The sequence below is a fragment of the Salarchaeum japonicum genome (assembly GCF_020614395.1).
Classification (GTDB): Archaea; Halobacteriota; Halobacteria; order Halobacteriales; family Halobacteriaceae; genus Salarchaeum; species Salarchaeum japonicum.
In genome coordinates, this window is record NZ_CP085324.1 from 1,774,420 (window position 1) to 1,787,542 (window position 13,123).

At 67.7% G+C, this 13,123-nt stretch carries 14 protein-coding genes and 1 pseudogene; 6 read left to right on the top strand and 9 right to left on the bottom strand.

Annotation, left to right across the window (positions count from 1 at the left end; translation table 11 throughout):
• Window positions 1–78 precede the first annotated feature (78 nt).
• The 4 genes from LI334_RS09945 (at window position 79) to LI334_RS09960 (ending at window position 3,249) form a co-directional block, all read left to right on the top strand.
• The gene (locus LI334_RS09945) at window positions 79–1,362 is read left to right on the top strand and encodes a D-aminoacyl-tRNA deacylase (protein ID WP_227260649.1); all 1,284 of its coding nucleotides are present in this window, start codon (window positions 79–81) and stop codon (window positions 1,360–1,362) included.
• Window positions 1,363–1,423: 61 nt separating this feature from the next.
• The gene (ftsZ, locus tag LI334_RS09950) at window positions 1,424–2,575 is read left to right on the top strand and encodes a cell division protein FtsZ (protein ID WP_227260651.1); all 1,152 of its coding nucleotides are present in this window, start codon (window positions 1,424–1,426) and stop codon (window positions 2,573–2,575) included.
• A gap of 64 nt (window positions 2,576–2,639) precedes the next feature.
• Window positions 2,640–2,810: a protein translocase SEC61 complex subunit gamma gene (locus tag LI334_RS09955; RefSeq protein ID WP_227260652.1), complete on the top strand. Its 171-nt coding sequence runs from the start codon at window positions 2,640–2,642 to the stop codon at window positions 2,808–2,810.
• Window position 2,811: 1 nt separating this feature from the next.
• Window positions 2,812–3,249, top strand: coding sequence for a transcription elongation factor Spt5 (locus tag LI334_RS09960; RefSeq protein WP_227260654.1), 438 nt, complete (start codon window positions 2,812–2,814; stop codon window positions 3,247–3,249).
• Window positions 3,250–3,526: 277 nt separating this feature from the next.
• Here LI334_RS09960 and LI334_RS09965 read toward each other — a convergent pair whose 3' ends face one another.
• From LI334_RS09965 to LI334_RS09980, 4 genes are all read right to left on the bottom strand, one after another.
• Entirely contained in the window at window positions 3,527–3,784 is a 258-nt protein-coding gene (locus tag LI334_RS09965) for a hypothetical protein (protein ID WP_227260656.1), read from the bottom strand.
• A gap of 43 nt (window positions 3,785–3,827) precedes the next feature.
• A complete protein-coding gene (locus LI334_RS09970; RefSeq protein WP_227260658.1) occupies window positions 3,828–4,118 on the bottom strand; it encodes a DUF7565 family protein in 291 nt (96 codons plus the stop codon).
• A 161-nt stretch (window positions 4,119–4,279) separates the two neighbouring features.
• Window positions 4,280–5,431 carry an acyl-CoA dehydrogenase family protein gene (locus LI334_RS09975; protein WP_227260660.1) on the bottom strand — a complete coding sequence of 384 codons (1,152 nt, stop codon included), beginning with the start codon at window positions 5,429–5,431 and terminating at the stop codon, window positions 4,280–4,282.
• Window positions 5,432–5,461: 30 nt separating this feature from the next.
• The gene (locus tag LI334_RS09980) at window positions 5,462–7,330 is read right to left on the bottom strand and encodes an ABC transporter ATP-binding protein (RefSeq protein ID WP_227260662.1); all 1,869 of its coding nucleotides are present in this window, start codon (window positions 7,328–7,330) and stop codon (window positions 5,462–5,464) included.
• 94 nt (window positions 7,331–7,424) lie between these two features.
• Between LI334_RS09980 and LI334_RS09985 the strand changes: the two genes are divergently transcribed.
• A complete protein-coding gene (locus LI334_RS09985; protein WP_227260663.1) occupies window positions 7,425–8,180 on the top strand; it encodes a PHP-associated domain-containing protein in 756 nt (251 codons plus the stop codon).
• On the opposite strand, the gene LI334_RS09990 is transcribed toward LI334_RS09985, so the two are convergent.
• Both LI334_RS09990 and LI334_RS09995 read right to left on the bottom strand, forming a co-directional pair.
• The gene (locus LI334_RS09990; protein ID WP_227260665.1) at window positions 8,177–8,665 is read right to left on the bottom strand and encodes a metal-dependent hydrolase; all 489 of its coding nucleotides are present in this window, start codon (window positions 8,663–8,665) and stop codon (window positions 8,177–8,179) included. The genes LI334_RS09985 and LI334_RS09990 overlap by 4 nt on opposite strands.
• Window positions 8,662–9,168: a CinA family protein gene (locus LI334_RS09995; RefSeq protein ID WP_227260667.1), complete on the bottom strand. Its 507-nt coding sequence runs from the start codon at window positions 9,166–9,168 to the stop codon at window positions 8,662–8,664. The genes LI334_RS09990 and LI334_RS09995 overlap by 4 nt, the downstream gene beginning before the upstream one ends.
• Before the next feature lie 94 nt (window positions 9,169–9,262).
• Here LI334_RS09995 and LI334_RS10000 point away from each other — a divergent pair, with 94 nt between their 5' ends.
• Complete coding sequence (locus LI334_RS10000) at window positions 9,263–10,363, top strand: pyridoxal phosphate-dependent aminotransferase (RefSeq protein WP_227260670.1); 1,101 nt, start codon at window positions 9,263–9,265, stop codon at window positions 10,361–10,363.
• On the opposite strand, the gene sfnG is transcribed toward LI334_RS10000, so the two are convergent.
• The 3 genes and pseudogenes from sfnG to LI334_RS10015 all read right to left on the bottom strand — a co-directional run.
• Complete coding sequence (gene sfnG / locus LI334_RS10005) at window positions 10,360–11,457, bottom strand: dimethylsulfone monooxygenase SfnG (protein WP_227260672.1); 1,098 nt, start codon at window positions 11,455–11,457, stop codon at window positions 10,360–10,362. The genes LI334_RS10000 and sfnG overlap by 4 nt on opposite strands.
• A gap of 84 nt (window positions 11,458–11,541) precedes the next feature.
• A complete protein-coding gene (locus tag LI334_RS10010) occupies window positions 11,542–12,126 on the bottom strand; it encodes an NADPH-dependent FMN reductase (RefSeq protein WP_227260674.1) in 585 nt (194 codons plus the stop codon).
• A 106-nt stretch (window positions 12,127–12,232) separates the two neighbouring features.
• Window positions 12,233–13,120 (bottom strand): annotated as a pseudogene (locus tag LI334_RS10015) (formate/nitrite transporter family protein); the annotation flags it as partial.
• Window positions 13,121–13,123: the final 3 nt, after the last annotated feature.

Sequence of the window (13,123 nt, forward strand, 5' to 3'; positions counted from 1 at the left end):
CTCGACTTACCGGAGGGCGCTGTTAAGCCCTTCCAAACTTCGACGCGCTCAAATCCGCGACGCCCGAGGGATAGCACGATGATAGGCGTGGTCGTCAGTCGCGCGGACGAGGCGTCCGTCGCTATCGGCGAACAGCTCAGGGCGCTCGCGGACTGGACGGACGACGGTGACGCGCTCCGACGAGACGGGTTCGAGTTGCGGGAGTTCGAGGACTGGCACGTCGAACTCGACGGGGTCGCCGAGGCGTTCTCCGACCCCGACCTCGTGGTGTTCGCGTCCCGGCACTCGGGCGACACCGGCCCGCTCCTGACGGCGCACCACACGGGGAACTTCGGGCCGGGCGAGTTCGGCGGCGAGGACTACGCGCTCGCCGAGACCGCGCCCGAGGCGCACCGCCGACTCCTCGACGGCTTCCGCGAGCACGCGCCCGACGGCTACGAGGTCGGGATGGAGTGCACGCACCACGGGCCGACCGAGGTGGGCGCGCCGTCGCTGTTCGCGGAACTCGGGAGCGGCGAGGACGAGTGGCGGGACGACGCGGCGGCGCGAGCGGTCGCGAAGGCAATCCTCGGCCTGGAGGGCGTCGCCCCTCGGGGCGGGCGGTCGCTCGTCGGGTTCGGCGGCGGGCACTACGTTCCGCGCCCCACCAGAATCGTCGCGGACACCGAGTGGGGGTTCGGGCACGTCGCGGCCGAGTGGTGTCTCGACGACATGGGCGCGCCCGCCGACCACACCGAGACCATCGACCGGGCGTTCGCGGCGACCGACACCGCGTACGCCGTGGTGGACGGCGAGAAACCCGACCTCGAAGCCGTCATCGACGACCTCGGATACCGGGTCGTGAGCGAGACGTGGGTGCGGGAGACCGACGGCGTGCCGCTCGACATCGTGCAGTCGCTCGAAGACGAACTCGCGAGCGTCGATAACGGCCTTCGGTTCGGCGAGAACGCCAGCCGAGAGTACGTCGTCGTGGAGTTGCCGGACGACCTGTGGGCGGACGCGCACAGCGTCAGCGCCGAGCGCGCCCGCCGAATCGCGCGGGAGACGACGGTCGGGTACGAGACGACGGAGAACGGGAACCGCGTCGAGGGACGGGGCGCGTTCCCCGACCGCGACGCCTACGACGAGTACGTGCGGCGGCTCGCCGGACTCCTCCGCGAGAAGTACGACGCCGTGGAAGTCGAGGAGGGCGCAGTGGTCGTCACCGACACCGCGTTCGACCCCGACCTCGCGCAGGCGGCGGGCGTCCCCGAAGGCCCGAAGTTCGGGCGGCTCGCCGGCGGCCAGTCAGTGGAGGTCGATGGGGAGACCGTCACCCCCGCAGAGGTGGCCCGCGAGCAGACCGTCCGCTACGGCGTCTGACGGCCGTCGGACGCGAGGGGGAAAGGTAATTAAACCTCGTTCGTTTACCCAACACCCAACTATGGACTCTATCGTAGAGGACGCGATCGACGAGGCCGAGGAGGAACAAGAGGCCTCGAACGCGGCAGCTGAGTCCGCCGCGAACGCGTCCGGTCGGATGAGCGACGAGGAACTGATGGACGTCCTCGAAGAGCTACAGACGAACATCACCGTCGTCGGCTGCGGCGGCGCGGGGTCGAACACCGTGAACCGCATGGCCGAGGAGGGGATTCACGGCGCGAAGCTCGTCGCCGCGAACACCGACGTTCAGCACCTCGTGGACACCGACGCCGACGTGAAAATCCTCATGGGCCAGGAGAAGACGAAGGGCCGCGGCGCGGGCTCACTCCCCCAGGTCGGCGAGGAAGCCGCCATCGAAAGCCAGGACGAAATCAGCGAAGCGCTCGACGGCAGTGACATGGTGTTCGTCACCGCCGGCCTCGGCGGCGGAACGGGAACGGGAAGCGCGCCCGTCGTCGCGAAAGCCGCCCGCGAAATCGGCGCGCTCACCATCAGCATCGTCACCACGCCGTTCACCGCCGAAGGCGAAGTCCGCCGCACCAACGCCGAAGCCGGCCTCGAACGCCTCCGCGACGTGTCCGACACCGTCATCGTCGTGCCGAACGACCGCCTCCTCGATTCGGTGGGGAAACTCCCCGTCCGGCAGGCGTTCAAGATTTCTGACGAAGTCCTCATGCGCTCCGTGAAGGGAATCACGGAACTCATCACGAAACCCGGCCTCGTCAACCTCGACTTCGCCGACGTCCGCACCGTCATGGAGAAGGGCGGCGTCGCGATGATCGGCCTCGGAGAAGCCGACTCGGACGCGAAAGCCGTCGATTCCGTGAAATCCGCGCTCCGCTCGCCCCTCCTCGACGTGGACATCTCCAGCGCGAACAGCGCGCTCGTCAACGTCACCGGCGGCCCCGACATGAGCATCGAGGAGGCCGAAGGCGTCGTCGAGGAGATCTACGACCGCATCGACCCCGACGCCCGCATCATCTGGGGAACCAGCATCGACGAGGAACTCGACGGCACCATGCGAACGATGGTCGTCGTCACCGGCGTCGAAAGCCCCCAGATTTACGGCCGGAACGGCGGCGACGCCGGCGAACCCGCGGAACCCGAAGGCAACGCGGACGGCGGCATCGAGGACATCGACTACGTCGAATAGTCCCGTTTTCACTCCTCGGAGCGCGCATCAATAGATAGAAAAGAGATGACGCCGAATCGGGGGTATGGACGTTCCCTTAGAGCCTTCCGCGTACACGCGGGTGCTCAAACTCGCGAGCACGCCGTCGTGGAACGAGTTCTCCCAGATCGCGCTCATCGCCGGCGCAGGCATCCTCCTCGTCGGCCTGATGGGATTCATCATCGGCGTCACGATGGGTATCATTCCGGGTGTCTGAGATGGGCGTGTACGCAGTCAAAACCACGGCCAGCCAGGAGCAGACGGTCGCGAGCATGATCGCGAACCGCGAGGAACCCGAAATCCACGCCGTCCTCTCCCCGGAATCCCTCACGAGCTACGTGATGGTCGAAGCCGACGGCTCCGCCGTCCTCAACCGCGTCATGGAGGAAATCCCGCACGCCCGCAGCCTCGTCCCCGGCGAATCCTCCATCAGCGAAGTCGAACACTTCCTCAGCCCCAAACCCGACGTCGAAGGCATCGCCGAGGGCGACATCGTCGAACTCATCGCCGGCCCGTTCAAGGGCGAGAAAGCCCAGGTTCAGCGCATCGACGAAGGCAAAGACCAGGTCACCGTCGAACTCTACGAAGCCACCGTCCCGATTCCGGTCACCGTCCGCGGCGACCAGATTCGCGTCCTCGACTCCGAGGAACGCTGACGCGTTCTTCTAATCCGCCACTCGCGTCGCTCGCGGCGACTCTGAGGAACGGTAGCGCGGTTTTTCCTCCAGGTTTTCCGGGCGAGCACCGCGAGCGCGGAAAAAGTGGGCGACAGCAGATTCGCGTTCTCGACTCCGAGGAACGCTGACGCGTCCCTCTGATCCGCCGCTCGCGTTTGCTCGCGGCGACTCCGAAGAACGATAAATCGGCCTCCTACTCCGCCACGTTCACTTCGACTCCGACGAGCGCTAGAAGTCTCGTGGTTCGTTTTCGCGGTTAGTCGATGTAGCCGGGGGCCTCGTCGCCGAACTCGGTCTTGACGTAGTCGCGGCCGTGGTCGGTGATGCGGTAGTGGGTGTCGTCGATGGGTCGGACGTAGTTCTCGGCTTCGAGCGCGTCGAGGGCGTCCGCGACCGCCGCGTCGTCGATGTCCCTATCGGAGAGTTCGCGGAGGTTCGCGGCGATACCGCCCGGGGAGACGGCGATTCCGGCCTGTGAGAGCACGCGCAACACGGCCTCTGAAGGCTCACGCATACCCGGAATCGAGAGCGCGCGACCGGAAAAACGGCGTGGCCGCCTACAGGTCGAGGCGCTCCCGGAGCGCACCGACCTCCACCTCCTCCTCGATACGGTTCTTCACGTCCTCGCGCTCGCGGATGTCGTCCGAGTCCGCGTCGTACGCCCGCACGAACTCGGCGCGCGTGTGCTCGTCGAACACGTGCCGAATCGCGAAGAAGCCGTCCGGCACGACCGTCCCGCAGACGGCGCACTCGTGACGCTCGTGCTCGGTCGCCTGATGCGCGAGCAGCGACTCCACGTCGCCGAACACCGCGTCACAGCCACCGATACCGCACGCCCAGCCAGTCATCACCCGAGAATAACCGAAACTCCGGGATAAGCCTTGCCGTCCCCCCGAACCGCAGAATCCGAGATTCGCTGGAAAGCGCCTCGCGCTACTCGCCGCGTTCCTCTCGTTCGCTCCGCTCACGAGACTTGCGCTGAGCGAAGCTCAGCTGAGTCCGGGTCGTTTCACTCCCCGGACTGCCGATACACGAGGTTGCGCTGAATCTCGTTCGCGCCCTCGTAGACGACGGGGATGCGGACGTCCCGGTAGACGCGGGCGATGCGGCGGTCGGTGAGGATGCTGCGGCCGCCGTGGAACTGCATGCCCTGCTGGGCGTTGTCCCGCGCGACTTCGGTGGATTTGGTTTTCGCCATCGCGGCCCAGAGGCCGGGGTTGTCGTAGTCCCGGACTTTCTCGGCGGCGCGGTAGTTCAGGGCGCGCGCGGCCTCGAATTCGAGGCGCATGTCCGCGAGTCCGTGCTGGACGGCCTGGAAGTCGCTGACGTGGCGGCCGAACTCCTCGCGTTCGTGCACGAACTCCCAGGCCTCCTCGAACGCGGCGGCGGCCAGTCCGAGGCCGTGCCCGCCGACGACGATGCGGCCGTGGTTGAAGAAGTCGGCGAGCATCATGAACCCGCCGCCCTCGGTGCCGATGAGGTTCTCCTCGGGGATTCGGCAGTCGTCGAAGACGATGTGGGCCTGTTTGGACGCGCGCATCCCCATCTTCTCCGGGATGTGTTCGGCGTCGTACCCCACGGCGTCGGTGGGCACGATGAACAGCGAGTAGTTCATGTAGCGGTCGTCGGTGTCCGCCGTCTTGGCGTACACCGTGATCCAGTCGGCTTCCACGCCGTTGCCGATCCAGTACTTCTCGCCGTTCAGCACGTACTCGTCGCCGTCCTTCTCCGCGGTGGTGTGCATGCCGGCGAGGTCGCTCCCCACGTCGGGTTCGGACACCGCGAGCCCCGAAATCTCCTCGCCCTCAGCGAGCGGCCGCAGGTACTCCTCCTTCTGCTCGTCCGTGCCGTACTGTTCGAGCATCTCCGCGCCGAACGACGCGAGCTGGAGCGTGAGCGCGATGCCGGCGTCCGCGCGGTAGAACTCCTCCGCCATCGCGAGCATCTGCACCACGTCGAGGCCGCGGCCGCCGTACTCCTCGCCGATGTCCTGCGCGACCAGTCCGGCGTCCTGGCCGGCCTCCAGAATCTCCCAGGGGTAGTCGCCGGCTCGGTAGTACTCCTCGGCGTTCGGCGCGATGTGCTCCTGCGCGAACTCCCGGGCTTCGTGTTTCACGTCGCGGGCGTACTCGGGGACGATGTCCTCGGAGAGCAACTCCATACCGGACGTACGGACGCCTCCCGCATAAAGTCACTCGACCGCTCCGACCTGGACGTTCCAGAGGTCGGCGTACAGGCCGTCGCGGGCGAGCAGGTCGTCGTGTGTGCCGCGTTCGACGATTTCGCCGTCCTCCACGACGAGAATCGTATCGGCGTCCCGGACGGTGGAGAGGCGGTGCGCGACGGCGAACGTGGTTCGGTCGGCGACCACGTCCGCGAGGTTGGTCTGGATGACGCGCTCCGTCTCGTTGTCCACGTGGCTCGTCGCCTCGTCCAGCACGAGGAGTTCGGGGTCGCGGAGGAGCGCGCGGGCGAGCGCGATGCGCTGGCGCTGGCCGCCGGAGAGCTTCACGCCGCGCTCTCCGACCATGGTGTCGTAGCCGTCCGCGAGGTCGGTGACGAAGTCGTGCGCGCCCGCGGTCTTCGCGGCGTCCCGGAGCGCGTCCTCGTCCGCGTCGTCCAGGCCGTACGCGATGTTCTCCGCGACGGTGCCGTAGAACAGGTAGGGGTCTTGGTTGACGTACCCGACGGACTCCCGGAGGCTGTGGAGGCTGACGTCGCGAACGTCGTGGCCGTCCACGCGAACCGCGCCCTCGTCGGGGTCGTAGAACCGGAGGAGGAGTTTCATCATCGTGGACTTCCCCGCGCCCGTCGGCCCGACGAGCCCCACGTAGTCGCCGGAGTCGGCGTCGAAACTGACGCCGTCCAGCACGGTCTCCTCGGGTTCGCCGTCGGCGTCCGTGTACGCGAACGACACGTCGTCGTACTCAACGCGGCCAGCGACGTTCCGGAGGTCGGTCGCGTCCGGCGCGTCGCTCACCCGGGGTTCCATGTCGAGCAGGCCGACGATGCGTTCGCCCGCGGCCTCCGCGTACTGGTAGCCGTTGATTATCTGGCCCATCTGCCGCATCGGGTAGACGAACCGCCGCGAGTAGTTGAGGAAGAGCACGAGCGTCCCCGCGGTGAGCGTCGTCCCGGCGAAGAACGGATGGGGCGGACTGCCGGTGACGACCCACCAGCCGCCGACGAGGAACACCGCGACGTACGCCGCGGCGGTGGTCGCCTGGAGGCTGGGGAAGAAGAGGATGCGGGTGGTGATTGCGTCCCACTGCGCGTCGAGGTAGTCGCGGGACGCGCCCTCGACGCGGTCGGTCTCGAAGGACTCGGTCGTGAACGCTTTCACCGTCTCGATGCCGCCGATGTTGTTTTCGAGCCGGCTGTTGAGCGCGCCGACCGACGACCGCACGTCCTGGTACTTCGGGTGGATGGCGCGCACGAACCAGTGACTGATGTACCCGAGGACGGGGATGGCGGCGACGGGGATGAGCGCGAGCCGCCAGTTGATGAGTAACATCACGGCCCCCATCCCGCCGACGCGGACGACGATTGCGATGAGGCTGTTGAGGTTCGTGGTGAGGAAGTTCTCCAGCTGGTTCACGTCGTTGTTCAGCACGCTCATCACCTCGCCCGTCTGTTTGTTGTCGAAGAAATCGACCTCGCGGCGCTGCATCGCGTCGTAGGTGTCGACGCGGACGGCGTGCTGGAACTCCTGGCTGAACTTGTTCCAGAGGTAGCTGTTCGCCCAGCCGAGCACGGAGTTCAGGGCGTACGCGGCGGCGATGAGGAGTGCGGCGAGGAGGAACTGGTCGCCGGCCGCGGTCGGGAGCCAGGCGTCCGGGACGACCGGGAGCGAGAAGTCCCGGGTGTCGAAGAACAGGGAGTCGATGGCGACGGCGAGCACGAACGAGGGGACGAGTTCCATCAGCATCTGGAGGACGCTCGCCGCGCCGCCGGCGGCGAACGTCCCGGCCTGCGCGCGGCCGTACTCGCGGAACAGCCGCCAGATGGCGTTCACGTCCGTCTTCCGTACGTCCGCGAACTCGTCCGAGTCGTCTGGCACGCGCTAGCGGAACCCGGGGACGGACTAAAAACGGCGGGAAGCGGAAAACCGCGGAACCGCAAACCGCTAAACCCTCCGCCGAGAACACGGAGTCGTGACAGCCTGCCGGGTCGATCTGCACGTGAAAGTCCTCGACGAGGACGTGGTGGCGCGCGCGAAGTCGCGGGGACTGGACGCGCTCGTGTACGCGCCGCACTTCGAGCGCGTACCCGATATTCGGGAGCGCGCGGCGGCGTTCAGCGACGACGACCTCGCGGTGATTCCAGGGCGCGAGGTGTTCACGGGCGACTGGCGCGACCGCCGCCACCTCCTCGCGGTCGGCCTCGACGACCCCGTTCCGGACTTCATCACGCTGGAGGGCGCGCTGGACGAGTTCGAGCGCCAGGATGCGGCCGTGCTCGCGCCGCATCCGGCGTTCCTGACCGTGTCGCTGTCGTCCGCGGACGTGGAGCGCTACCGCGACCGCATCGACGCCGTCGAGACGTACAACCCGAAGTTCCTCGCGCACCACCGCCGCCGGGCGAAACGCCTCGCGCGCGCCCAAGACCTCCCGGCGTTCGGGTCGTCGTACGCCCACCTCCCCGGGACGGTCGGGGAGGCGTGGACGACGTTCAGCGAGGACGTGACGAGCGAGGACGCGCTCGTCGAGGCGCTCCGGTCGGGCGCGCGCCGCGTCGTCGACCACCGGTCGGGTCTCGCGCACGAGGCGCGGTGTTACGCGGAGTTCGCGCACCTCGGCTGGGAGAACACGTACGAGAAAATCGACCGCATCCTCCTCTCGGGGATGGAGCCGACGCATCCGCGCCACATCGCGTACGACGGCCGGTTCGACGACGTGCGCGTCTACTAGAGGGCGTTCACGGCCACGTCGAACCCGCTCGGGAGGTACTGGGGTGCGTACGTGATGGCCGCCCAGACGACGGCGAGTTCGAGCGCGGTGATGACGATGGTGACGACTGTCGCGTAGTTACTCACGGTGGTGACGCCGATGGGGAGGCCGTACTCCTTCTCGGAGAGCGGGTGGAAGAGCGCGATGCCGCGCTTGCTCCCGACCACGTCGAGCACGTAGTGGGTGAGCACGCCGACCCACACCCAGTGGAGGTTGTCGAACACGTAGGGGTACGCGACGAAAACCGCCAGAACTGGGAGGCTGTGCAGGGTCTTTCGGTGGCGGCCGAAGTCGGTGTCGACGTCGGGGAAGAGCGCGCCGAGCACGACCGGGATGGTGGCGGCGGCGACGGTGCGGAGCGTCTCCACGTCGCCGGCGGGGTGGAGGACGTAGCCCAGGCCGATGCCGAGGAGGAGGCCGTTGAGGACGTGGTCTTTCTTGTTCATTCGAGTTCGTTCTCGACGGTTCGGAGGGCGCGCCGGGCTATCTTCTCTTTGATGTCGCGGCGGTCGCCGTCGAACTCGTGGCGCGCGACGGTGGTGTACGTCTCGTCGCTCCCCCAGTCGCCGGCGTGCGCGACGCCGATGTAGACCGTGCCGACGGGCTTCTCGGGCGTGCCGCCGGACGGGCCGGCGATACCGGTGGTGGAGACGCCCCACGTCGTCCCCGCGGAATCCCGGACGGCTTGCGCCATCTGGCGCGCGACGGGTTCGCTGACCGCGCCGTGCTCGTCGAGCGCCTCGCGAGTGACGCCGGTGTCGAGTTTCGCGTCGTACGTGTACGTGCAGTACGTCCGGTCGAAGTAGTCCGACGACCCCGGAATATCAGTGAGGAGGGAGCCGACGAGGCCGCCCGTGCAGGACTCGGTGGTGGCGATGGTGTCGCCGCGCTCGCGGAGCGCGTCCCCGAGCGTCTCCTCGACCGGCGGGTCGCGGGCGTGATTTCGCATACCTCGGGTTTCCGCGCCCGGCCGAAAATAGGTGCCGGCGGCGGTGGCGGTGGTGCGCCGAAAGAGCGAGGGGGGTCGAGTCCCCAGTCGGGGTATGGAGTACGAGGAGCCGCTGTTCTTCGAGGTGATGTCGTACGCCCAGGAGGCCGACCGGGACGTGGTGGACATGGTGTCCGGGAACCCCGACTGGGGGTCGCCGGACGGCATCAGCGAGGGCTTACACGAGTACGCCGACCTCGGCGGCGACGACTTCCAGTACGCGCCGAGCGCCGGTCTCCGCGAGCTCCGAGAGGAAATCGCGGCGCGCAGGGGCGTCGATGCGGAGCGCGTCATCGTCGCGAACGGCGGCGGCGCGGCGAACTACCTCGCGATGGGGCGCGCGCTCGAACGCGGGAGCGGGAGCGAGGTCGTCCTCACCGACCCCGTCTACCCCTACTATCCGGGGAAGACGACGATGCTCGGCGGCGAGCAGTCGTTCGTGCCCGTGGCCGACGACGGCACGCTCGACCCGGCGGACGTGCGCGCGACCGCGAGCGACGACACCGCGGCCATCGTCGTGAACACGCCGAACAACCCCACGGGCGCGGTGTACGGCGAGGAGACGATGCGGGAGCTCGTCGCCGTCGCGGAGGAGTGCGACGCCATCCTCGTGAGCGACGAGGTGTACGACCACTTCGTGCTCGACGGCGCGTTCACGAGCGCCCTGTCGTTCGACTCGGAGCACGTCATCGTCACGAACTCCTACTCGAAGACCCACGCCATCACCGGATTCCGGGTCGGATACACGATTCTCCCGCGCGAGCACGTGCCCGCAGTTCGGGCGCGAAACATGCTGACGAACGTCTCTACGACCCGGCCCGGCCAGTACGCCGTCCTGCACGCGCTCCGGGAGACGAGTCCGGACTACCACGCCGAGAACAGAGACCGCCTCCGCGAGCGCGTCCAGACGTTCACCACCGCCTTGGACGCCGCGGGCGCGGAGTACACCGAACCGGACGGCGCGTTCTACGTGCTCGCGAAGTTCCCCGACTACCCCGGGACGCTCGAACACACGAGAGAACTCATCGACGAGGCCGGGGTCGCGGGGATGCCGGGGTCGGCGTTCGGGGAGTCGCGGAGCGAGTGGTTCCGGTTCGCGCTCGTCACGCCCCGCGTGGAGACGGCCGCCGAACGCCTCGCGGACTACTTCGGTTAGTCGTCGGCCAGCACGGGGTCGGCGTCGTCGAGCGGTTCCGCCTCTTCGACCGCGGGAATGACGGTCTCTCCGAACTGTTCGAGTTCCCAGTCGTAGTTCAGGAAGCCGGTGAGCACGATGTCGATGCCGATGGCGTCCAGTTCGCGGATGCGCTCCACGATCTGCTCCTCCGTGCCGATGAGACCGGTCTTGAAGCCGTCGTTGTACTGGACGAGGTCTTCGAACTCGGAGTCCGCCCACATGCCGTCGCCCTCCTCCGTGGACTGCCCGGCCTGCTTCACCTGCTCCTTGAACGCCTCGACGGCCTCGTCAGTCGCGTTCTCGATGATGTTCTCCAACTCCGCCTTGGCTTCCTGCTCGCTGTCCCGCTGGATGACGAACGCGTTCGCCGCGAACTTCGGCGGCTCCGTGTCGAACTCCGCGGCGTACTCGCGAACGTCGGCCATAATCTCCGCGAGTTCGTCCGGACTCCCGCCGTTCATGAACAGCACGTCCGCGTTCCGCGCCGCCATCTTCCGCGCGCGCTGAGAGTTCCCGCCCTGGAAAATCGTCGGATGTGGGTCGGCGGTCGGCTTCGGCTGAAGGGGCGCGTCGTTCAGCTGGTAGAACCGGCCGTCGTAACTGAACTCGTCTTCCGTCCAGAGACCTTTCAGCACCTCGATGAACTCCTCGCTGCGCTCGTAGCGCTCGTCGTGTTCGAGCCACGGCTCGCCGAATCCCGTGAACTCGCGCTTGAACCAGCCCGAGACGACGTTCAGGTGGAACCGGCCGTTGCTGATGTGGTCGCCGGTCGCCATGAAGTTCGCGACGGGGCCGGGATGCCAGAGTCCGGGGTGGACGGCCGCGATGAGTTCGAGTTCCTCCGTGTTCGCGACGAGCGCGTTCGAGATGCTGAGGGCTTCCAGTTGCTTGTCCGCGTTGTAGCTCCCGAAGAACCGGGCTTGCGCGAGCGCGTACCGGAACCCCACGTCTTCTGCCGTCTGTGCGAGGTCTTCGTTGTAGTCGTACTGCCAGTCGGTGTCCGCGGGCCAGTCGGTGATGACGAGGCCGCCGCTGACGTTCGGCACCCAGTACGCGAAGTCTACGTCTACCATACCCGAGTACACAGACCCCGATAAGAAGCCGTCTGGGGCCTCGCTAAGGCTTGGCGCGGCTTCCCGGTACCGGAAAGGCTTGCGCTAGAACTGGGGGCCGAGCGCGGCGAGCGCGTCCGACGCACCGATGGCCGCGTCGAGTTCGACGGTCGCCGCGCCGAGCGTCTCCAGGCGGGCTCCGATGTCGTCGTCCGCGAGGTCGTAGTCGTCGAAGTCGTCGTCGCTCGCGTACACCGCGCCGCCGACCGTGTGCGCGCCGAAGAACCCGAACAGCGGCCGGAGTTCCTGGTCGATGGCGAGGTAGTGGTGGTCGGTCGCGCCCGTCGCCACCAGCCCGACCGCAGCGTCCTCGAAGGGAGCCACGTCCGCCGCCCAGATGCCGCGCGGCACCATGTCGAGGAAGTTCTTCAGGAGACCCGAACACGACCCGCGGTAGACGGGCGTGCCGACGACGTACGCGTCCGCGTCCACGACCCGCTGGAGGGCGTCCGCCGTGTCTCCCGTGTAGTTTTCGAGGCCGCGGCCGTCCGCCGTGTCGAGGTCGTACTCCGCGAGGTGGAGCAGACTCGTCTCCGCGTCCGCGGGCGCGCCGCCGAGCGCGCGTTCGACCGCCGCCTTCGTCTTCGACTCCTCCGAGACGCTCCCGACGATACCGAGCACGTGCGTCATACCCCGGGATTCGCGGCCCGGGGAGTACCGCGTTCGGGTTCTCGCAAAACGTGCGCACACCTCGGAGTCAGTCGTCGTCGCCCGAGATGTACGAATCGTCGCTCCGGCCGAACAGCCAGTCGCGCGTCGAGAGCTGTCGATCCGCGGTGCGGCCGCGAGCGAGTTCGCGGCGTTCGGCGGTCGTCTGGAAGTAGTTCACCACGGTGACGAGGAGGACGCCGCCGACCGTGTTCCCGAGGAGAACGGGGAGGACGAATCCGACGAGCGAGTCGAAGAGCGCGGCCTGTCCGGCGGTGACGAGGTAGACGACTTCGGTGAAGGAAACGACGACGTGGAAGAGGTTTCCGAACGGAATGGCGAGAAAGGCGACGTACACGACGACGAACCGGGAGATGGTCTCGCGGGCGGCGTAGTCGAGCCAGACGACGCCGGCGACGATGAGCCCGGCGAAGCACGCCTTGAAGAACAGCGCGCCGAACGAGGTCTCGATACCCTTCCGGGCGATATCCGTCGCGGCGACCGCGGCGTCCGGTGAGAGGACGCCCGTGGTCGCGAGCACGACGCCCCCGATAGTTCCCCCGGCGAAGTTTCCGAGGAGGACGATACCCCAGATGCGGAGGAGTCTGGGAACGCTCGCCAGCCGCTCCAGGACGAGCACGACCGGCGGGAGCGTGTTCTCCGTGTAGAGCTGGTAGCCGCCGAGCACGATGTAGACGAACCCGAGCGGGTAGAGCAGCGCGCTCAGCACGGGGTCGCCGCCGGTGGACGCGGTGAGCGACGCGTAGAGCAGGAACGTCACGGTGATGGCGAACCCGGCCGCCAGCCCGCTGAAGAACAGTTCGCGGTCGCTCGTCGTCGCCTCCTCGTCCGCGGCGACGATGATTCGCTGGAAGACCTCGTGCGTCTCGAACCGGTCGCGGATTGTCGACCCGACCGCCGGCGCGCCGTGCGACGACCGCCGGTCCGCGGGGTCCGTCTCGTCGTCACCAGTCATTCG